General features: G+C 68.4%; 20 protein-coding genes. 8 read left to right on the top strand and 12 right to left on the bottom strand.

The window, feature by feature from the left end:
- Nucleotides 1–39 precede the first annotated feature (39 nt).
- The 3 genes from A5645_RS21090 to A5645_RS21080 are packed head-to-tail and all read right to left on the bottom strand — an operon-like array spanning nucleotide 40 to nucleotide 2,230.
- A complete protein-coding gene (locus tag A5645_RS21090; protein WP_172830580.1) occupies nucleotides 40–846 on the bottom strand; it encodes an exodeoxyribonuclease III in 807 nt (268 codons plus the stop codon).
- 23 nt (nucleotides 847–869) lie between these two features.
- Nucleotides 870–1,634, bottom strand: coding sequence for a GNAT family N-acetyltransferase, cg3035/Rv0428c family (locus tag A5645_RS21085; protein ID WP_065130874.1), 765 nt, complete (start codon nucleotides 1,632–1,634; stop codon nucleotides 870–872).
- Entirely contained in the window at nucleotides 1,634–2,230 is a 597-nt protein-coding gene (locus A5645_RS21080; protein ID WP_065034495.1) for a peptide deformylase, read from the bottom strand. The genes A5645_RS21085 and A5645_RS21080 overlap by 1 nt, the downstream gene beginning before the upstream one ends.
- Nucleotides 2,231–2,474: 244 nt before the next feature.
- On the opposite strand from A5645_RS21080, the gene napA reads away from it, so the two are divergent.
- Genes napA through A5645_RS21060 form a run of 4 tightly spaced genes read left to right on the top strand, consistent with a single transcriptional unit; the run spans nucleotide 2,475 to nucleotide 5,180 of the window.
- On the top strand, nucleotides 2,475–2,783 hold the full coding sequence (gene napA / locus A5645_RS21075; RefSeq protein ID WP_065034496.1) for a nucleoid-associated protein NapA: 309 nt from the start codon (nucleotides 2,475–2,477) through the stop codon (nucleotides 2,781–2,783).
- Between the two features lie 24 nt (nucleotides 2,784–2,807).
- Nucleotides 2,808–3,275, top strand: coding sequence for a LytR C-terminal domain-containing protein (locus A5645_RS21070; RefSeq protein ID WP_065130873.1), 468 nt, complete (start codon nucleotides 2,808–2,810; stop codon nucleotides 3,273–3,275).
- A gap of 38 nt (nucleotides 3,276–3,313) precedes the next feature.
- Entirely contained in the window at nucleotides 3,314–4,024 is a 711-nt protein-coding gene (gene sodC / locus A5645_RS21065) for a superoxide dismutase[Cu-Zn] (protein ID WP_065034497.1), read from the top strand.
- Between the two features lie 25 nt (nucleotides 4,025–4,049).
- Nucleotides 4,050–5,180 carry a glutamate--cysteine ligase gene (locus tag A5645_RS21060; RefSeq protein WP_065034547.1) on the top strand — a complete coding sequence of 377 codons (1,131 nt, stop codon included), beginning with the start codon at nucleotides 4,050–4,052 and terminating at the stop codon, nucleotides 5,178–5,180.
- Nucleotides 5,181–5,201: 21 nt separating this feature from the next.
- Here A5645_RS21060 and A5645_RS21055 read toward each other — a convergent pair whose 3' ends face one another.
- Nucleotides 5,202–5,600: a hypothetical protein gene (locus A5645_RS21055; protein ID WP_065130872.1), complete on the bottom strand. Its 399-nt coding sequence runs from the start codon at nucleotides 5,598–5,600 to the stop codon at nucleotides 5,202–5,204.
- Between the two features lie 21 nt (nucleotides 5,601–5,621).
- Between A5645_RS21055 and A5645_RS21050 the strand changes: the two genes are divergently transcribed.
- Complete coding sequence (locus tag A5645_RS21050) at nucleotides 5,622–6,239, top strand: TetR/AcrR family transcriptional regulator (RefSeq protein ID WP_065130871.1); 618 nt, start codon at nucleotides 5,622–5,624, stop codon at nucleotides 6,237–6,239.
- The gene (locus tag A5645_RS21045) at nucleotides 6,239–6,889 is read left to right on the top strand and encodes an LON peptidase substrate-binding domain-containing protein (protein ID WP_065130870.1); all 651 of its coding nucleotides are present in this window, start codon (nucleotides 6,239–6,241) and stop codon (nucleotides 6,887–6,889) included. The genes A5645_RS21050 and A5645_RS21045 overlap by 1 nt, the downstream gene beginning before the upstream one ends.
- Before the next feature lie 4 nt (nucleotides 6,890–6,893).
- Here A5645_RS21045 and A5645_RS21040 read toward each other — a convergent pair whose 3' ends face one another.
- The 3 genes from A5645_RS21040 to A5645_RS21030 are packed head-to-tail and all read right to left on the bottom strand — an operon-like array spanning nucleotide 6,894 to nucleotide 10,611.
- The gene (locus A5645_RS21040; protein WP_065130869.1) at nucleotides 6,894–9,059 is read right to left on the bottom strand and encodes an AAA family ATPase; all 2,166 of its coding nucleotides are present in this window, start codon (nucleotides 9,057–9,059) and stop codon (nucleotides 6,894–6,896) included.
- Nucleotides 9,056–9,916, bottom strand: a complete 861-nt coding sequence (gene pssA / locus A5645_RS21035; RefSeq protein ID WP_065034501.1) for a CDP-diacylglycerol--serine O-phosphatidyltransferase — start codon at nucleotides 9,914–9,916, stop codon at nucleotides 9,056–9,058. The genes A5645_RS21040 and pssA overlap by 4 nt, the downstream gene beginning before the upstream one ends.
- Nucleotides 9,913–10,611, bottom strand: coding sequence for a phosphatidylserine decarboxylase (locus tag A5645_RS21030; protein ID WP_155768095.1), 699 nt, complete (start codon nucleotides 10,609–10,611; stop codon nucleotides 9,913–9,915). The genes pssA and A5645_RS21030 overlap by 4 nt, the downstream gene beginning before the upstream one ends.
- A 127-nt stretch (nucleotides 10,612–10,738) precedes the next feature.
- On the opposite strand from A5645_RS21030, the gene A5645_RS21025 reads away from it, so the two are divergent.
- Nucleotides 10,739–11,887, top strand: coding sequence for an MFS transporter (locus tag A5645_RS21025; protein WP_065130867.1), 1,149 nt, complete (start codon nucleotides 10,739–10,741; stop codon nucleotides 11,885–11,887).
- Here the strand turns inward: A5645_RS21025 and moeA are convergent.
- Genes moeA through A5645_RS21000 form a run of 5 tightly spaced genes read right to left on the bottom strand, consistent with a single transcriptional unit; the run spans nucleotide 11,884 to nucleotide 17,432 of the window.
- Entirely contained in the window at nucleotides 11,884–13,089 is a 1,206-nt protein-coding gene (gene moeA / locus A5645_RS21020) for a molybdopterin molybdotransferase MoeA (RefSeq protein WP_065130866.1), read from the bottom strand. The two genes, A5645_RS21025 and moeA, sit on opposite strands and share 4 nt — an antisense overlap.
- A 1-nt stretch (nucleotide 13,090) precedes the next feature.
- Nucleotides 13,091–14,026, bottom strand: a complete 936-nt coding sequence (locus A5645_RS21015; protein WP_065034549.1) for an SDR family NAD(P)-dependent oxidoreductase — start codon at nucleotides 14,024–14,026, stop codon at nucleotides 13,091–13,093.
- Between the two features lie 44 nt (nucleotides 14,027–14,070).
- Nucleotides 14,071–14,790: a hypothetical protein gene (locus A5645_RS21010; protein WP_065130865.1), complete on the bottom strand. Its 720-nt coding sequence runs from the start codon at nucleotides 14,788–14,790 to the stop codon at nucleotides 14,071–14,073.
- Nucleotides 14,791–14,799: 9 nt separating this feature from the next.
- A complete protein-coding gene (locus A5645_RS21005; RefSeq protein ID WP_065130864.1) occupies nucleotides 14,800–15,876 on the bottom strand; it encodes an alpha/beta hydrolase in 1,077 nt (358 codons plus the stop codon).
- A 5-nt stretch (nucleotides 15,877–15,881) separates the two neighbouring features.
- Nucleotides 15,882–17,432, bottom strand: a complete 1,551-nt coding sequence (locus A5645_RS21000; protein ID WP_081288457.1) for an FAD-dependent monooxygenase — start codon at nucleotides 17,430–17,432, stop codon at nucleotides 15,882–15,884.
- A 93-nt stretch (nucleotides 17,433–17,525) separates the two neighbouring features.
- On the opposite strand from A5645_RS21000, the gene A5645_RS20995 reads away from it, so the two are divergent.
- On the top strand, nucleotides 17,526–18,143 hold the full coding sequence (locus A5645_RS20995; protein ID WP_065130862.1) for a TetR/AcrR family transcriptional regulator: 618 nt from the start codon (nucleotides 17,526–17,528) through the stop codon (nucleotides 18,141–18,143).
- Nucleotides 18,144–18,229 lie beyond the last annotated feature (86 nt).

Genomic DNA, 18,229 nt, shown 5'->3' with positions numbered 1-18,229 from the left:
GCAATGTGATTCACAGCAGGCCCCAAACTTGCTGGGGCCTCAGGGGGCACGAAGATCGACCAGCACCGGGGCGTGATCGCTGGGCGCCTTGCCTTTGCGCTCTTCCCGGACGATCTGCGCGTCAGCGACGCGTGCCGCCAGCGCCGGCGAGCCGAGGATGAAATCGATACGCATCCCTTGCCTTTTCGGGAAACGCAACTGGGTGTAGTCCCAATAGGTGTAGACCCCGGGTCCGGGCGTGAAAGGCCTTACCACGTCGACGAATTGCGCTTCGACGATGGCGTTGAAGGCCTGCCGCTCGGGCTCGGACACGTGGGTGCTGCCCCGGTAGAAATCGGTGCTCCAGACGTCCTCGTCGGTGGGCGCAATGTTCCAGTCGCCGACCAGTGCAATCGGGGCGGTCGGGTCCTCGCGCAGCCATTCGGAGGCGGTATCCCGAAGCGCCGCAAGCCATTCCAGCTTGTAGACGTAGTGCGGATCGGTGAGGGTGCGGCCGTTGGGGACGTACAGGCTCCACACCCGCACGCCGGCGCAGGTCGCGCCAAGGGCACGGGCCTCCGCCGCGGCGGCCACGTCGGGCTTGCTGCTCCAGGTGGGCTGTCCGTCGAAGCCGATCTGCACGTCGTCGAGGCCGACGCGGGATGCGATCGCCACGCCGTTCCACTGGTTGAACCCGACGTGCGCGGTCTCATAGCCGAGCTCGAAGAAGGGCAGGGCCGGAAACTGCGTGTCCGAGCATTTGGTTTCCTGCATCGCCAGCACGTCCACCTCCCCGCGTTGCAGCCAGTCGAGGACGCGGTCCAGGCGGCTACGGATCGAGTTCACGTTCCAGGTGGCCAGCCGCAGCGTGCCGTCGGGCATGGGTTCTCCTATCTCATGGATGGCAGGACGTACCGCCGGCGATGATGCAGCCGAAAGCCCAAAGACTGTGCCGCGCAGGTCGAGTCGGGCTCCGCCACCGCCAGGTGCGCCCGGGTGGCGCCGTGACTGGCGCCCCAGGCCAGCAGCTCCTCGCACCGTCCGGTGTGGTCCGCGGGCGCGGCGGACAGGCCCACCCACCGAGTGCCGTCGGGTGCATCGGATATCGCGGCGCGAACCGGCCCCTCGTCCGGCCGCGCCGACAGGACGGGCTCGCCCGGCTCACCGACGAGGTCGCGGACCAGAACCTGTTCGACGGTTTCGCACGCCGGATCCGGCGGCGTTGACAGCAGCCGGTCGGGAATGACCAGTCGCGCGGTCAGTCCGCGGCTTTCGTACCACGCGGCAATCGCCGGAACAGCGTCAATTCGAGCCGAAATATGCAGTGGTGCAGCACAATTGGCGGCCAAGACAGGTCCGTGCGCGCGCAGCAGCCAGCCATCGAGCCAGGTTTGTGCGGTGCCGGGCCAGGCCGCCGCGGCGACATACTCGAGAGCCCGGATGTCGGCGGTGCGCACCGGCGCGTCGGTCAGGACGCGCAGCGCCACCACATCGCCGGGTGCCACTTCGACGATAGCGCCGGACTTCGTCTGCACCCTTGCCCTGGGCTCGACGGACAGCAGGCGTCCGACCGCATCGGACAGCGGCGGGACCGAGCCGGGGGGCCGCCGGTATCGGAGCGTCACCCGGGTGCCGAGGGGCGGCCAGGAGATCATCAGTGACCGAACGGGTCGGGCCCCTCACCCGGCAACCAGGACAAACCGGGCACGCCCCAACCGTTCGACTTGACCGCCCGCTTCGCGGCGCGCGCGTGCCGGCCGACCAAGCGGTCCAGGTAGAGGAACCCGTCGAGGTGCCCGGTCTCGTGCTGCAGCATGCGGGCGAACAAACCGGTGCCCTCGATGCTGACCGGTTTGCCGTCGGCGTCGAGCCCGGTGACGCGGGCCCAGTCGGCGCGGCCGGTGGGGAAGGACTCGCCGGGAACGGACAGGCAGCCTTCGTCGTCGTCATGCCCGGCGCTGGGCATGGTTTCCGGGATCTCGGAGGTCTCCAGCACTGGGTTGATCACGACTCCGCGGCGGCGGTCGGTCAGCCCGCGGTCGTCGGAGCAGTCGTAGACGAACAGCCGCAGTCCGTACCCGATTTGGTTTGCCGCCAGCCCGACGCCGTGGGCGGCGTCCATCGTGTCGTACATGGTCTTGATGAGTTCGGGCAGATCCGCCGGCAACGATCCGTCGGCGCCGACCTGGACTGGCGTCGTGGGCGTGTGCAGGACGGGATCTCCCACGATGCGGATGGGTACGACTGCCATGGTCGGCTAGCTTAAGCGCAGCCCGGATCGGACCGGCATCCCAGTGTGACCAAGACGACGCAGCGCGCCCGCGACGGTCGCTGCCTGCTACGCAGCACGGGTCGGGGCGAACAAGTCAGCCGACTCGCGGGGCTGCATTCCGGTCCAACGCAAACGCGCGTGTTTCAATATTCGCGCAAAGCATTTGCCCCTATGTAGGTCAAAGTCATTCGAGTTTTCGCCGGAAGGGTCCAGGGGAAGCGATATGGACAGCGCGATGGCGCGGGCAAATCAAGCGGGGGGCGACTCGGAGATCACCGATGGCCTGACCCGTCGTGAACACGACATCCTGGCCTTCGAACGTCAGTGGTGGAAGTTCGCCGGCGTCAAGGAAGACGCCATCAAAGAGCTGTTCTCGATGTCGGCCACCCGCTACTACCAGGTGCTCAACGCCCTGGTTGACCGGCCCGAGGCGCTGGCCGCCGACCCGATGCTGGTTAAGCGGTTGCGGCGGTTGCGGGCCAGCCGTCAGAAGGCCAGGGCCGCGCGCCGCCTCGGCTTCGAGGTCACCTGACGGTTCCCGGCTACAGTTGGCTCGATGAACGAGCGCGTACCTGATTCTTCGGGTCTTCCCCTGCGGGCCATGGTGATGGTGCTGCTGTTCCTGGGTGTGATCTTCCTGTTGCTGGGCTGGCAGGCGCTGGACTCGGCCGGAAAGTCCGACGACGACACTTCCGCGGTCACAACGGCGCTCACCACCAGCGCGCCGACGTCGACAAGTGCAAAGCCGGCGGCGAATCAGGCCGAGGTGCGGGTGTACAACATCTCGTCTCGCGAGGGCATCGCCGCACGCACCGCCGACGAGCTCAAGGCCGCCGGGTTCAAGGTGACGGAAGTGACCAACCTGGCCATACCGGACATCCCAGCTACCACCGTCTACTACAACGACGAGGGCGAGAAGGCAACCGCGGATGCGGTCGGCCAGAAGCTGGGCGCACCGGTCGAAAAGCGCATCCCCGCACTTTCCGACCAGCCGCCGGGTGTCATCGTTTTGGTGACGGGTTGATCCTGAGTTCGCCTCGCCGCCAGGCTAGGCTCTCGGCTATGCCTAAGCTCGCCGGTCTCAATGTCGCAGCCGCCACCATTTCCGCCCTGTCTGCCGTTGCGCTGCTAAGCGCCTGCAACTCGCCCCAACATGCGTCGACGACACCCGGCACGACGCCGTCGGTCTGGACCGGAACCCCGGCGCCGGCGACCTCGGGTCACCAGGAAGCCACGCCGAGCCCGCAAGCCGGGGCCGCGGCGCAGACGTTGCTGTCGGTGCTCAAGGGGCCCGACGGAGCGCAGATCGCGACGGCGAAGTTCGAATTCGCCAACGGCTACGCCACCGTCACGATCACCACAACAGGTTCCGGCGTGCTCTCGCCCGGCTTCCACGGCGTGCACATCCACAAAGTCGGCAAGTGCGAACCCAATTCGGTCGCACCAACCGGCGGTGCGCCAGGCGACTTCCTTTCCGCCGGTGGGCATTTCTCCGCCCCAGGAGCCACCGGTCCGCACGCCAGCGGCGACCTGACCTCGTTGCAGGTCCGCAAGGATGGGCAGGGGATGCTGGTGACGACGACGGACGGCTTCACCGCCGAGGACCTGTTGGCCGGCAGCAAGACCGCGATCATGATTCATGCCGGCGCGGACAACTTCACCAACATCCCGGACCGCTATCAGGTCAACGGACAGCCCGGTCCGGACGAGACGACCATGACCACCGGTGACGCCGGCAAGCGGGTGGCGTGCGGTGTCATCGGGACTGGGTAAGGGACCGGATAAGGGTCCGAGCGCTCTGCCGGCCACCAGGGCGGCCCACCGCATCGATTTCGCTCGTTCGCCGCGCCCGACCGTCGGCGTGGAGTGGGAGTTCGCCCTCGTCGACGCCCAAACCAGGGACCTGAGCAACGAGGCCACCGCCGTCATCGCCGAGATCGGCGAAAACCCTTGCGTGCACAAAGAATTGCTGCGCAACACCGTCGAGGTGGTCAGCGGTATCTGTGAGAACGCGGGGGAGGCGATGGAAGACCTGCGCCGCACCCTGGGCCCCGCGCGCCGGATCGTCCGGGACCGCGGGATGGAGCTGTTCTGCGCGGGCACCCACCCGTTCGCGCAGTGGTCGAGCCAGAAGCTCACCGATGCCCCCCGCTACGCCGAGCTGATCAAGCGCACGCAGTGGTGGGGCCGGCAGATGCTGATCTGGGGTGTGCATGTGCACGTGGGGATTTCGTCGGCCAACAAGGTGATGCCGATCATGTCCTCGCTGCTCAACCAGTACCCGCACCTGTTGGCGCTCTCGGCGTCCTCGCCCTGGTGGGGCGGCGAAGACACCGGGTACGCAAGCAACCGGTCGATGATGTTCCAGCAGTTGCCGACGGCGGGACTGCCCTTCCACTTCCAGAAATGGTCGGAGTTCGAAGGGTTCGTCTACGACCAGAAGAAGACCGGCATCATCGACCATGTCGACGAAGTGCGTTGGGACATAAGACCTTCGCCACATCTCGGCACGCTCGAGGTGCGCATCTGCGACGGGGTGTCCAACCTGCGCGAGTTGGGTGCGCTGGTGGCGCTGACGCACTGCCTGATCGTGGACCTGGACCGCCGCCTGGAAGCCGACGAATCGCTGCCCACCATGCCGCCCTGGCACGTTCAGGAGAACAAGTGGCGGGCGGCCCGGTACGGGCTGGACGCGGTGATCATCCTGGACGCCGACAGCAACGAGCGGTTGGTCACCGAGGACCTCGACGACGTGCTGAACCGGTTGGAGCCCATCGCCAAGTCGCTGCGATGCTCCGACGAGCTCGCCGCGGTGGCCGACATCCCGCGCCGTGGCGCGTCCTATCAGCGGCAGCGCCGGGTCGCCGAGGAACACGACGGTGACCTGCGGTCGGTGGTGGACGCGCTGGTCGCGGAATTGGAGATCTGACGGAGCGCGTTCACACCGGAATCAACGCACCGCCGATTCCTGCGAATGTGTCAGTGCGGCAATCTGTCTCAGCATTCGATGGACTACCACGCGGTGTGCGCCGGTGCCGATGACCAGGGCGCGATAGATTCTCCCGTGCGGTCCCGGAAAGGCGGCAAAGGTGACCGCCCGCAGCCGGGTGCCATCCAGGTCGCTGCCATAGGGCTCGATCTCGAAGATCAGCCGGTAGACGGCGAAGGGATGCCGGCCCCGCAACGCCAGGCGGCGCGGCTCGATTGCCTCGTGCAGCTTGAAGCCGACGGGAAGCGTAGTGGGGTCTGCCGGGTCGCGGCACATCTTGCGCAACAGCGCGGACCAGACTTCGGCCGTTGAGGCGTGGATCGCGATAGCATGCTCATCGATATAGGGTAATCGTTCCATATGGAAGGATCGTACTAGATCGTGGCCCCGCCGCGGAAGCATGAAACCGATGTGATCCTGGACGCGACGCGAGCGCTGGTGCTTACCGGCGGCCCGCGTGCTGCCAGTGTGGCGGCGATAGCCAAGGCCAGTGGCGCACCGGCCGGGACGCTCTATCACCGGTTCGGCAACCGGGACGGGGTGGTGATCGCGGCATGGCTGCGCGCCCTCGAGCGGTTTCAGACCCGCGCGCTGGCAGCTTCGGCTGACAGCGCCGTAGAAGTGGCGGTGGCCATGGCCGTCGCGGCAGTCGAATTCGCCCGCGAGCAGCCGGAGGACGCGCGACTGCTGTTGACCATCCGGCCCGACGATCTGGTGGACGGCCGCCCCGACGCGTCGTTCCGGCAGACGTTGACCGCGATGAATGCGCCGCTGATCGAGCGGGTGCGGGAGTTGGCGCAAGCGTTGTACGGCACCAGCGATCCGCGCGCCGTCGATGCGGTGAATCGTGCGGTCGCGGACCTGCCGTACGCGGTCGTGCGCCGTCACGCTCACGACGATCCGCCGCCCGAATGGCTGGCCGACGACGTCGCGGCCGCCGCCCGGGCGGTGCTGACTAGTTATGGTGGGCAAGGGGATAGGAAGGGGGCGCAGGTGTGATGGATCGTGAACCCGTCGAGATGGCGATGTTCCCGCTCGAATCCGTGCTGCTGCCCGGCGAGGATCTGCCGTTGCGCATCTTCGAGCCCCGCTACACAGCGCTGGTCCGCGATTGCCTGGATCGGCCGGAGCCCCGGTTCGGGGTGGTGCTGATCTCCCGTGGCCGCGAAGTCGGTGGGGCCGATGCCCGTTGCGATGTCGGGGCGGTGGCGCGGATCGCCGAGTACGTAAACGCCGGTGCGGGCCGGTACGTGCTCGATTGCCAGATGGGCGAACGCATTCAGGTGGTGGGATGGTTGCCCGACGACCCCTACCCGCGGGCGCGGGTCCGGGCGTGGCCGGATGAGCCGGGGCCGCCGGTGGCCGCCGCCCAGTTCCGCGATGTCGAGGACCGGGTACTGGCGCTGTTCGAGCGGATCGCAGCGGTGCGCGACGTGGAGCTGCCGGAGCGCGACGTGCTGCTCAACTATCCGGACGAGGCTGCCGACGACATCGGGAAAATGTTGTACGCGTTGGCAACCCGAATCCCGATGGGCCCGGCCGACAAATACGCGGTGCTGTCGGCGGCGTCACCCGCGGACCGGTTGGTGGCGTTGCGGGAGGCGGTGGACTCGGTTGCGGCGATGATCGAATTCCAGTTGTCCGAGTAGTTCCTCAGCCGTCTCCGGCGAAGGCACGCAGCGCCTCCACCTGCAGCGGGTCCAACGAGGGCCGCACCTTTTCCCGCGCGGCGGCCAGGTCGGCCGCGGTGACGTCAGCGGCGTCGATGGAGCGCCGCATCGCCGTCAGCGCCGCCTCGCGCAGCAACGCCACACAATCGGCCGCGCTGTAGCCATCCAGGCCGGCGGCCACCACGTCCAGATCCACATCGGAGCTCAGCGGAATGGATTTGCCCGCGGTCCGCAGGATTTCGCGTCGCGCCTCGGCGTCGGGGGGCTCGACGAACACCCGGCGTTCCAGCCGGCCGGGCCGCAACAACGCCGGGTCGATCAAGTCGGGACGGTTGGTGGCGCCGAGCACCACGACATCGCGCAGCGGGTCGATGCCGTCGAGTTCGGTCAACAGTGCGGCCACCACCCGGTCGGTGACGCCGGAGTCGAAGCTCTGACCACGCCGCGGCGCCAGCGCGTCGACCTCGTCGAGGAACACCAGCGACGGCGCGGAATCCCTTGCCCGTCTGAACAATTCGCGGACTGCCTTCTCCGAAGAGCCCACCCACTTGTCCATCAGTTCCGAACCCTTGACGGCGTGCACGCTCAGCTGGCCGGTGCTGGCCAGCGCGCGAACAACGAAGGTCTTCCCGCAACCGGGCGGGCCGTAGAGCAACACCCCGCGCGGCGGGTCGACGCCCAAGCGGGAGAAGGTGTCGGGGTGCTGTAACGGCCACAGCACCGCCTCGGTCAGCGCCTGCTTGGCGTCGGCCATGTCGCCGACGTCGGCCAGGGTCACGCTGCCGACGCTGACCTCCTCGCTCGCCGAGCGCGACAACGGCCGGATGACGGTGAGCGCCCCCAGCAGGTCTTCTTGGTTGAGCTTCGGCGGCTGGCCGTCGGCGCTGGCCCGCGACGCCGCCCGCAGCGCCGCCTCCCGGGTCAGCGCGGCCAGATCCGCGACGACGAAACCCGGTGTGCGACTAGCGATTTCGTCAAGGCTGAGCTCGCCGGTCGGCACCGGCTTGAGCACCGCCTCCAACAGGGCCCGGCGGGTGCCGGCGTCCGGCAGTGGCACGCTGAGCTCGCGGTCGCACAACTCGGGTGACCGCAGCCGCGAGTCCAGCTGGTCGGGCCGCGCGCTCGTCGCGATCAGTGCGACCCCGTCGGTGGCGACAGCGGTGCGCAGCTCGGCCAGGATCAGGGCGGCGACCGGCTCGGCGGTCTCGGGGAGCAGGGCGTCGACGTCGGTGATCAGCAGCACCCCGCCGCCGTCGCGCACGGCCGTCACCGCCGACGCAACGGACTGCAGCCGGTCGTCGGCGGCCAGCGCGCCTACCTCCGGGCCGTCCAGCTCGACCAGCCGGCGGCCGGCGCACACCGCCCGCACCAATGTCACCTTGCCGACACCCGGCGGTCCCGAGACCAGCACGCCCAGGTTGGTGCCGGCGCCGAGGGTTTTGAGGAGATGGGGCTCGTCGAGTGCGAGCTTGAGCCATTCGGTCAGTTTGGCGGCCTGCGGCTGGGCACCCTTGAGCTCTTCCACCTGAATGTCCGGGCTGGCGACGCTGACCCGCTCGCGGGACGTGTCGCCGGCGCGCCGGTCGACCGCACCGCCCCAGCTGACCAAGGTGTTCGGCTGCACACTGACCGGCCCCTCCGGGTCCACCCCGGTGACGGTCAACAGTTCCGAGGTCCAGCTGATGCCGACCGACGAGGCGAGGGCGCGGGTGGCGGCCGAGGTGGACGTGCCCGGACCCAGGTCGCGCGGCAGCAGCGACACCGCGTCACCGACCGTCATCACCTTGCCGAGCAATGCCAGCCGCAGCGTGGCCGACGACAGGGATTGCATCGCCATCGTGGAGCCGCGCAGCGTCACGGTGCGCGCGCCATAGACGGTGACCGCGCTGACTATGACCTCGGTACCCTCGCGCAGCCCGGCATTCGACAAGGTGACGTCATCGAGCAACACGGTGCCGAACGGGATGGTGCCGGCGGCCATCCCCGCGACCGCCGCCGTGGTCCGAGACCCGGTCAACGACACCGCATCCCATTCCCGGATGCCAAGGGCCGCAATGGCATTCGGATGCAAGCGAACTACGCCCCGGCGCGAGTCGACCGCCGAGGTGTTCAGGCGTGCGACGAACGTGAGCTGGCTGGCGCCGGTCAAAGTCGCCTGCCCGGCTTGCGCAGCCCGAGCCGCGCCATCGACCGTCGGTGCGGCTGGGCCCGTCGGGTCGCGCGCCGGGCGGCGCGGCGTTGTTTGTTGTTGTCTTCCCACGCCTCGGGATGCTTGGCCAGCCACCGCTTGCTGCGGACCGCGAACGGGATGTGGCAGACGTAGGAAATGATGATCACCCAGATCAGGATGTAAGGCTGCAACACCGCGGCGGCCGCGGCGATCGCCAGGACCGCCAACAGCGGAGCCGCCCAGTTCGGCGGTACCGCCAGGGTGTGGAACTTCTTCATCGGCAGCGCGCTGACCATGAGCAGCGAAGTGCCGGCGATCCAGAACGCCAGGAACCAGATCGACGTCCACCAGCCCTCACCGAATTGCAGCTTGAGGGCGATCGTGCCGATCATGGACACCGCACCCGCCGGCGCCGGCATGCCCACGAAGTACTCCTTGGCGAACGGCGGCAGCGTTCCGTCGTCCTGCTGAGCGTTGTAGCGGGCCAGCCGCAGCACCACGCACACGGCGTACAGCAACACCACCGCCCAGCCGACCGGCCACTCGTACAGCAGCGTCACGTACACCACCAGCGCCGGGGTGACGCCGAAGTTCACCGCGTCGGCCAGCGAGTCGATCTCGGCGCCCATCCTGGACTGGGCGTCCAGAATTCGCGCCACCCGCCCGTCGAGCGCGTCGAGGATCGCGGCCACCGCGATCAGCGCCATGGCGGGGATCGGCTTGTGGTCGAGGGCGAACTTGATCGAGGTCAGACCCGCGCAGATGGACAGCACGGTCATCGCGCTCGGCAGCAGATGCAGGTCGACCGTCCGTCGTCCCCGGGGCTTCTCGATCATGACAACTCGGCCAGGACTGTTTCGCCGCCGACGGCGTGCTGGCCCACCCGGACGAGCGGCTCGGTGCCCGGCGGGAGGTAGGTGTCCAGCCGGGAGCCGAACCGGATCACCCCGTAGGTGTCGCCGATGGAAAGCTTGTCGCCGATGTGCGCCTGGCACACGATGCGGCGCGCCAACAGGCCGGCGATCTGGACGACGACCACCTCGGCGCCGCTGGCCGTGCGCAGCCGCATACTGGTCCGTTCGTTGGCCTCGCTGGCCTCGGGCAGGTCGGCGGACAGGAACTGGCCGGGGCGGTGCTGGACGGCGAGCACCTCACCACTGACCGGCGCCCGCTGGACGTGGACATCGAGCAGGGACAGGAAAATGCTCACCCTGGGGAGCGGGGTGTCGCCCAGGCTGAGTTCGGCCGGCGGGGCGGCGAAGTCGACCAACGCGACCGTGCCGTCGGCGGGCGCGACGACCGCGCCCGGGCGGTTGGGCGGCACCCGTGGCGGATGACGGAAGAACCCCGCGCAGGCGCCCGCCGCCACCAGGGCAGTCCGGCGCACCCACCGATGGCGATATCCGACGGCGGCCACGGCCAGGCCGGCGGAGACGAAAGGTATACCCGCCGGGTGGAGCGGGGGAATGGTCGACCGCACCAACTCGAGCCAGTGTGCAGGACCATCGGAAGAACCAGGGCGTCGTGCCACGCGGGTCATCTTACGGAAGGCTGGACAACCGGGGTTCGTTCCGGCCCTTGCTGGGAACGCATAGAACCGATTTGCCTGTCTGAGGAGTCTGATTCCAATTCCGCCGGAAGTTCTGGACGCGGCACGGCTGCGTCGCGCGAAGCTGGGTGTCACGGCGGTGTTCATTGCTCATGCTGTGGTGTTTTCCTCATGGGCTGCCCATATTCCGCAGGTCAAGGCGAGTTTGGGGCTGTCGGACGCGGCGCTGGGCACGGCGTTGTTCGGGGCGCCGCTGGGGTCGGTGCTGGCGACGGTGTGCTGCCACTGGGCGCTGCCCCGGTGGGGCAGTCAGCGATTGGTGCCCATCCTGGTCGCGGGCTACGCCTTCGCTGGGATGACGGTCGGGCTGGCGACGTCCGGCGGTTGGCTGTTCGTTGCGCTGGCGCTGTGGGGGATGTTCCAGGGCGGCTTGGGTGTTGCGATGAACACCCAGGCCGGCACGGTCGAGCGGCTCGAGCGCAGCCCGATCATGGCGCGATTCCACGGCATGTGGAGCCTGGGCGCCTTGCTGGGAGCGACGATCGGTGCGGCCTGCGTGAGCGTCGGCATCGGCCTTGCGCCCCAGTTGACGGTCCTGGGGGCGGTGGTGCTGTTGCTCGGGGCGGCGCTGGCGCGGGCCTTCGTCGCCGACGAAACCGCCAGCGGCGCCTCGGCTGAATCCAGGCGCGGCTGGATGAACGGCACCGTGGCGGTCCTGGCCGCGGTGGCGTTCAGCTCGTTCCTGTGTGAGGGTGCGGCCGCCGACTGGTCGGCCAATTACGTACATGACGTCGTCGGTGCCGGCCCGGGTGTCGCCGGAGTGAGCTACGCGGCCTACACGCTGGCGATGGTCGTGGTCCGGTTCGGCGCCCTGCGGCTGCATTCGCGGATCCGGGCGCGTCGGCTACTGCCGGCGTTGGCGGTGCTCGCCGCCGTCGGCGTGAGCGTCATGCTCGCCACCGCCAACCCCGTGTTGAGCGTGATCGGCTGGGCCAGCCTGGGCGCCGGGGTGGCACTGCTGGTGCCGACCGCGTTCAGCGCCGCCTACTCGGCCGGCAACGGCGGATCGGCGATCGCGATCGTCGCGGCAACCGGCTGGGCGGGATATCTATTGTCGCCGCCCCTGATCGGGCACCTCGCCCACTGGGTCGGGCTGAGTGCGGCACTGGTCGGCATTCCGGTGGTGATCCTGATTGCCGCGGCGGCGATAGCCGGCACCACCGCCTTCGACGCGGCCGACGAATTCCACCGGTCCTAGCGCAGGTCCCACACCTGTAGCTCGGACCCGGCCGGCACCTCGACGACATCCTCCGGGATGTCCAGTAGCGCGTTGGCCGAGGCCAGCCAGCGCAGATGGTGCGATGCCGGGGGGCCGTAACTGGTGACCTGGTTGGCCTCGGGATCCAGGACCGCCCGCCGGAATTGGCGCTTACCCCGCGGTGAGGTCACCGCCTCGGTGAGCACGGCGGTGCGATGCGGCCGGTGCGGATCCGGCAGGCCCATCGCGGCGCGCAGGGCGGGCCGGATGAACACCTCGAAGGACACCAGCGCGCTGACCGGGTTGCCGGGCAGCGTGACGATCGGCGTTCCCGCCACCCGCCCGACCCCCTGCGGCATGCCCGGCTGCATCGCCACCTTCACGAACTGCACCCCCTGGTCGCCCTCGCGGCCGAAGGCGTCCTTGACCACTTCGTAGGCGCCGGCGCTGACGCCGCCGCTGGTGATGATCAGGTCGGACTCGCCGGCGTAGCGATCCAGCACCGCGCTGAACTGCGCTACGTCGTCGCCCGCCGTCGGGGTGGCGACCACGTCCGCACCGGCGTCGCGGACGGCGGCGGCCAGCATGGTCGAATTCGACTCGTAGATCTGCCCGGGCCGCAGCGGGGTGCCCGGCGACACCAGCTCGGAACCGGTCGAGATGACCAGCACTCGCTGCCGGGGGAGCACCGGCAAGGCATCCAGACCCAGCGCGGCCACCAGTCCCAGTGCGGCCGGTGTCACCTGCTGGCCGGCGCGCAGCACTGTGGCCCCGGAGGTGACGTCCTCCCCGGCGTGGCGGATGTGTTTCCCGGCTTCGGAATGCTGCCGGATCTGCACCGTCGTCACCCCGCCGTCGGTGGCCTCGACAGGCACGATGGCCGTCGCCCCGGCCGGTACCGGGGCACCGGTCATGATCCGGTGGGCGGTCCCGGGCTGCAGCTGCAACCGGTCGGTGCGCCCCGCCGGGATGTCCTCGGCGACCGGCAGCACCACCGGGTTGTCGGGTGTGGCGGCGGCGGTGTCCTCGGCGCGTACCGCGTACCCGTCCATCGCCGAATTGTCGAAGACCGGCAGTGACAGCGGCGCGGTGACGTCCTCGGCCAATACCAGACCCAGGGCGTCGGCCAGACCGACGGCGACCGCTGGACGGCGCTGGATCAGCTCGGCGACGACACGTTGGTGTTCGGTGACGGATCGCATGTCAGACGGGAAACTTGACGCCGGTGAGTTCTTCGGAGACGTCCCACAACCGGCGTTGCAGCTCCGCGTCGTGGGATTGGGCGCTGGACTGCACCAGCTTGGGACGGCCGCGCTGCTCACCCAATCCGTCGGGGCCGTAATACTGACCGCCCTCGACGGTGGGGTCGGTGGCGGCCCGCAGCGTCGGCCACGCGCCGCTCTCCGGGCCCTGGAACAGCACGGGTGCGAGCACCGCCTTGATCGGCTGGAAGATGCCCGGCAGATTGCGGGCCAGTTCGGTATTGGAGCCGCCGGGGTGCGCCGCAACGGCGACAGTGGGGGCGGCGGCGTCGGCCAACCGGCGCTGCAGTTCGTAGGTGAAGAGCAGGTTGGCCAGCTTGGACTGGCCGTAGGCTCCGACCCGGCTGTAGCCGTGTTCCCAGTGCAGGTCGTCGAAGTGAATGGCGGCACGCATCCGGTGGCCTAGGCTGCTGACCGTCACCACCCGGGACCCGCGCACCGGCAGCAGGTGATCGAGCAGCAGACCGGTGAGGGCGTAGTGGCCGAGGTGGTTGGTGCCGAACTGCAGCTCGAAGCCGTCCTCGGTGACCTGCTTGGGCGTCCACATCACCCCGGCGTTGTTGATCAGCAGATCGATGCGCGGATAACTGGCGCGCAGCGCCTGGGCGGCGCGGCGGATTGACGCCAGCGACCCGAGATCGAGTTCCTGCAGCGTGATGTCCGCGTCGGGTTTCACCGCGATGATGCGGGCCAATGCGGCGTTGCCCTTTTCCAGATTGCGCACCGCGAGCACCACATGCGCACCGCGAAAGGCGAGTTCAGCCGCGGTGTGGTAACCGATTCCGGTGTTGGCGCCGGTGACGACGACGGTGCGACCGCTCTGGTCGGGTATGTCGGAGACTGCCCATTTGCGGTTCTTCTGGTCGTTGGAGGCCATGGCCCCGAACATACTCAGCCGCGTCGACGGCCAGTCGTGCGTGCTCAGCTCAGGCGGTAGTCGCTCAGGTCGATGGACACCATCAACTCGTCACGCATCGGCCTGCCGGCGGTGCCGCGGCGAAACGCCCGGCGCTTGGTGGGGAACGCGAAGCCATCCACCCGGACCATCTCCGAGACGTATTGAATGGCCGCGAAGCCGCCGGCGACATCGACGCGGTAGTCGTGGCGGCACAACAAGCAGTCCGCGTCGAAGTAGAACTCCTGCAGCGGGCAGTGGCTGGCGAGGGTCTCCGGGAAGCGCACCTGAAGTCCCGGCCACCGCTGGCCGTGGTCCTCGACGGGCGCAATCTCGGTGACGGTGACCCCAGGCAGTGCCATCAGGAACGGCGAGTTCAGGTACGTCCACATGGCGTAGCCGTTGAAGTAGGCGCGCTGCAACGGATCCCACGGGGTGTCGAGCCGGTGCCCGGCGAATGAATCCCGCGGATTCTTGCGCTCCGACACGACGCGGCCGTCCAGCTTTTCGATAGCGATGCGCTGGGGCGCAAAGTCCGTCCGCTGATCCGGCGCGCCGAATGGATGCAACGACGCCCACTCTTGGTGCAACGCCGCAGTCATCCGGCGCGGCGTGGGGTCCTGCGGTTGACCCTTGAGCTGGAACAGCTTGCCGCCGCTGACGACGGTTGCCTGAACCTCGCGGAGCTGTCGCCAGCGGGCCAGTCCGCCGTGCGCGTCGAGCACCGAGTCGAGCAGTCCGGCCATCGCTTGACGTTAGATCCGGGTCGCGTCCAGGGTCGCTTCGGTCAACACGTTGCGCAGCCAGGCGATGACCATAAGCACCACTTCGGGCGCCTTGCTCATCGCCACGTGTCCGGTGCCTTCGATGAGGTGCACTTCGGTGTTCGGTCGGCCCTCGAACACCAGCGTGTCGGACTGCGGGATGAAATAGTCGTCGGCGCCGTTGACCACCAGCATTGCCGAATTGCGTTGCTGCGCAAGCAATCCCCGACGGTTCAGGCGTGCCAGTCCGGCGCTGAGCTGCCCGACGGTGGGCGAATGGTCCCAGTGCATGGCGTTGCCGACGATGTCGTGCATGCCGTAGGGCAGCCTGCCGATGTGCTCGGGTGCGAACGAGTCGACCACCGGACCGCCCAGGTCGACCGCGGCGTCGACGATGCCGGCCAGCCCGGACATCGCGGCGAAGTTCCCGCCGAACGAGGCACCGAAGTGGGCCGTGCGGCCGTTGCCCAGCGCTCGGGCGTACTCAACGATCCCTACGATCACGTCGTCGGCGTGTTCGTCGAGCGGAATCGCCGTCTCACCCGTGCCGGGATGATCGAAGGCCAGTGTCGTCACACCCGCGTTGCGGGTGAACCCGACCCACCAGGGATGAAGGTCCATCTTCCAGCTGTCCACGCCGCCGCTGGCGATCAGGACCGGCCGCGTCGCATAGTCACCGTCGGCGGAGTACAGGTGGATGGGCACGTCGACGGTGCCGTCCCGGTGCCCGACCGTGATGACGCGGCGCTCGAAGGCCACCGGGAAATCCTGGGCCGCCAGCTGGAACTGCTCGAGCTGATGCTGCATGGCCCGCGTTCGCGCCGGGTCATTCAAGCAGGGAAATTTCGCGCAGCCGTAGGTCAGCGAAGCCAGGTAATGGTCGCCGCCCTCGGCGTATGCGTGGGCGAGTCTCGACCATTCGTATGGCCATCCGCCCGGGCCGTCGGCCCACATGTCGGTGGTGGCATTGCGAACTCGCTCGATGTCTTCGAGGGGAATGCCGAACTTCTCGAACTGGTGGGTGCGGTCGGTGAACATGTCGGCGGCGGCGACGTCGTAGGTGTACATGGCTGTCAACTCCTGAGGGTGGCGAAGTAGTGGGTGATGGTGGTGGTGTCGTCGAGAGAGGCGACGGCACCGAGGTAGCCGTCCGGGCGGATGACGACCCGCCCGCCGTTGCACAGACCGAACCGGCGTGCAATGACCCCGTCGGGATCGGCGATGACGGTGTCGTACCCCCCGACTGAGGCGTCGCCATCGGTGACCAGCACCTGACGTTGATCCAGGCCGGCCGGGGCAGGGGGCTCCCCGCTGGCTGCGACGGTCAGGACCACATGACCGGTGTGCCGTGCGGCGCTGAGCTGCTTTTGCACGGCGGCGTCGGGCACCGGCGGTAGGTGGTCACCGGCCGCGACCTTTGCACGCCGCGGGCGGCGGCCTACCGCGAGGGGGCTCTTGGGATAGGCGAGATTGGTTTCCTCAGCGGTATTAGCCATGGCGCGCCGGGCCGCGGGTAGGTGGGAGACCACCCGCACGACCGTGTTGCGAACCCGGCTCGGCAGACCCGACAGGGTGCCGGCCCTGGTGAGGCGATCGGTGAACGCGATGACGCCGTCGGCGACGGGCAACCGCTCGGCCTCGTAGCTGTCGAGCAGGGAGTCGCCGGCTTCGCCCTGGATGACCGCGGCCAGTTTCCAGGCCAGGTTGTAGGCGTCCTGCATGCCGGTGTTCATGCCCTGGCCGCCGGCCGGGCTGTGGATGTGGGCGGCGTCGCCGGCCAGGAAGACCCGGCCCCAGCGGTATGCCGGCACCCGCGCGTGACGGACCTCGAAAGTGGTCAGCCAGTGCGACCGGGTCAGCTGCATGCCGCCGATCCGCCGGTCGAGGATCGCCTGCAGCGCTTCCATCGTCTCGTCGATCGGTGTACCGGCGGCGTCACGCACCTGGGCGAGGAACCGCATGCGGCCGTCTCGCATCGGCAGCACCACCACGGGACCGTCCGGAGAGAAGAAGGTGTGCATGGAGTCCAGGTCCAGGTGGTGCCTGGCGTCGACGTCGCCGAGCAGGAACCGTTCACCTTCGAAGCAACCCTCGAGTTTGGTGCCCACCAGGCGGCGCACCGCGCTGTGACCGCCGTCAGCGCCGATTACCCAGTCGGCGCGGACTTGCTCGTTCGACCCGTCTGGGTGGCGCAACCTCACGTGCGTGGTGTGGCCGGCCTGGGTGAGCGCGACGAGCTCGACACCGCGTTCGACGGTTGCCCCGAGCGACCGGAGGTGCTCGTCCAGCACGCGTTCGGTCTCGGTCTGGGCCGTGGTCAGCGTGAAGGGAAAGACGGCCTCCACCCCGCCGAGCGGGACGCGGAAGAGCTTGCGATGCCCGGCGTAAAGCTGCATTGCCGTTGCCTTGATGCCGGTGCTGACCAGTTCGTCGACGATCCCCATCCGTTCGAACATGTCCAGGCTGCGCGCATGTATCGCGATGGCGCGGGATTGGTCGGTGGGTTGGGCGAGCTTGTCGATCACCCGCACGGACACGCCACGGCGGGCGAGTTCACAGGCTGCGACCAGGCCGACCGGTCCGGCGCCGACCACTAGAACGTCGGTGCTTGGGGGAGTGGTCATCGGCGGACCCCTTTTCACGCAGCGTTGAGACTTTTTGCTGAGTCTCACGCTACGTTGAAACTATTCTCAACGCAAGAGGAATTTCACGTTACGATGAAACTCGTGGCGAAGAAACCGTCGGCCCCCGGTCCCCGCGACGAACGTGGCGTGCTCTCGGCGCGCATCCTGGCCGCGGCGCGGGACGAGTTCGCGCAGCACGGGTGGGCCGGGACCACGATTCGGGCGGTGGCGCGCGCCGCGGACGTCGACCCCGCGCTCGTCTATCACTACTTCGGCTCCAAGGAGCGGTTGCTCGACGCCGCCACGAATCCACCGCAGAAATTCCTGGATAACGTCGCCAAGGTCTGGGCGACGCCCACCCAACAACTCGGTCGCGCGCTGATCGAAGTGCTGCTGGCCAATTGGGCCGACGAGGAGATCGGGCCGACGCTGCGGGCCATCCTGCAGACCGCCGCGCATGAGCAGACCACCCGAGAGAAATTGGGGCGGGTGGTGGCGAGCAGCCTGATGGGCGTTTCACACATCGGCAGCGACGAACGCGATCGCCTGGTACGCAGTGGGTTGATCTCATCGCAGCTGATGGGCTTCGGCCTGATGCGCTACATCTGGAAAATCGAACCCATTGCCTCCATGAGCGAGCAAGAGGCGATTGCCGCACTCGGCCCGAACTTGCAGCGGTATGTCGACGGCGACCTCAGGCCGACGGGCTGACCTCGAACGCCAGCCCCCTTTCTTGCACTCGGCATAGGCGAGTGCTAAGAATGACGTTGGCACTCGCGACCGGCGAGTGCCAGGTC

The sequence above is a fragment of the Mycobacterium asiaticum genome (genome assembly GCF_001673635.1).
GTDB classification, from domain to species: domain Bacteria; phylum Actinomycetota; class Actinomycetes; order Mycobacteriales; family Mycobacteriaceae; genus Mycobacterium; species Mycobacterium asiaticum_C.
Note: the sequence above shows the minus strand (reverse complement) of the source record. Positions and strands in the feature narration are given on the sequence as shown.

Excerpts from the sequence above, each read along its gene's own strand:
- A5645_RS21085 (WP_065130874.1), bottom strand. The coding sequence starts at position 1,634 with ATGATCTCCTGGCCGCCCCTCGGCACCCGGGTGACGCTCCGATACCGG.
- A5645_RS21080 (WP_065034495.1), bottom strand. The coding sequence starts at position 2,230 with ATGGCAGTCGTACCCATCCGCATCGTGGGAGATCCCGTCCTGCACACG.
- napA (WP_065034496.1), top strand. The coding sequence starts at position 2,475 with ATGGACAGCGCGATGGCGCGGGCAAATCAAGCGGGGGGCGACTCGGAG.
- A5645_RS21070 (WP_065130873.1), top strand. The coding sequence starts at position 2,808 with ATGAACGAGCGCGTACCTGATTCTTCGGGTCTTCCCCTGCGGGCCATG.
- sodC (WP_065034497.1), top strand. The coding sequence starts at position 3,314 with ATGCCTAAGCTCGCCGGTCTCAATGTCGCAGCCGCCACCATTTCCGCC.
- A5645_RS21055 (WP_065130872.1), bottom strand. The coding sequence starts at position 5,600 with ATGGAACGATTACCCTATATCGATGAGCATGCTATCGCGATCCACGCC.
- A5645_RS21045 (WP_065130870.1), top strand. The coding sequence starts at position 6,239 with ATGGATCGTGAACCCGTCGAGATGGCGATGTTCCCGCTCGAATCCGTG.
- pssA (WP_065034501.1), bottom strand. The coding sequence starts at position 9,916 with ATGATCGAGAAGCCCCGGGGACGACGGACGGTCGACCTGCATCTGCTG.
- moeA (WP_065130866.1), bottom strand. The coding sequence starts at position 13,089 with ATGCGATCCGTCACCGAACACCAACGTGTCGTCGCCGAGCTGATCCAG.
- A5645_RS21015 (WP_065034549.1), bottom strand. The coding sequence starts at position 14,026 with ATGGCCTCCAACGACCAGAAGAACCGCAAATGGGCAGTCTCCGACATA.
- A5645_RS21010 (WP_065130865.1), bottom strand. The coding sequence starts at position 14,790 with ATGGCCGGACTGCTCGACTCGGTGCTCGACGCGCACGGCGGACTGGCC.
- A5645_RS21005 (WP_065130864.1), bottom strand. The coding sequence starts at position 15,876 with ATGTACACCTACGACGTCGCCGCCGCCGACATGTTCACCGACCGCACC.
- A5645_RS21000 (WP_081288457.1), bottom strand. The coding sequence starts at position 17,432 with ATGACCACTCCCCCAAGCACCGACGTTCTAGTGGTCGGCGCCGGACCG.
- A5645_RS20995 (WP_065130862.1), top strand. The coding sequence starts at position 17,526 with ATGAAACTCGTGGCGAAGAAACCGTCGGCCCCCGGTCCCCGCGACGAA.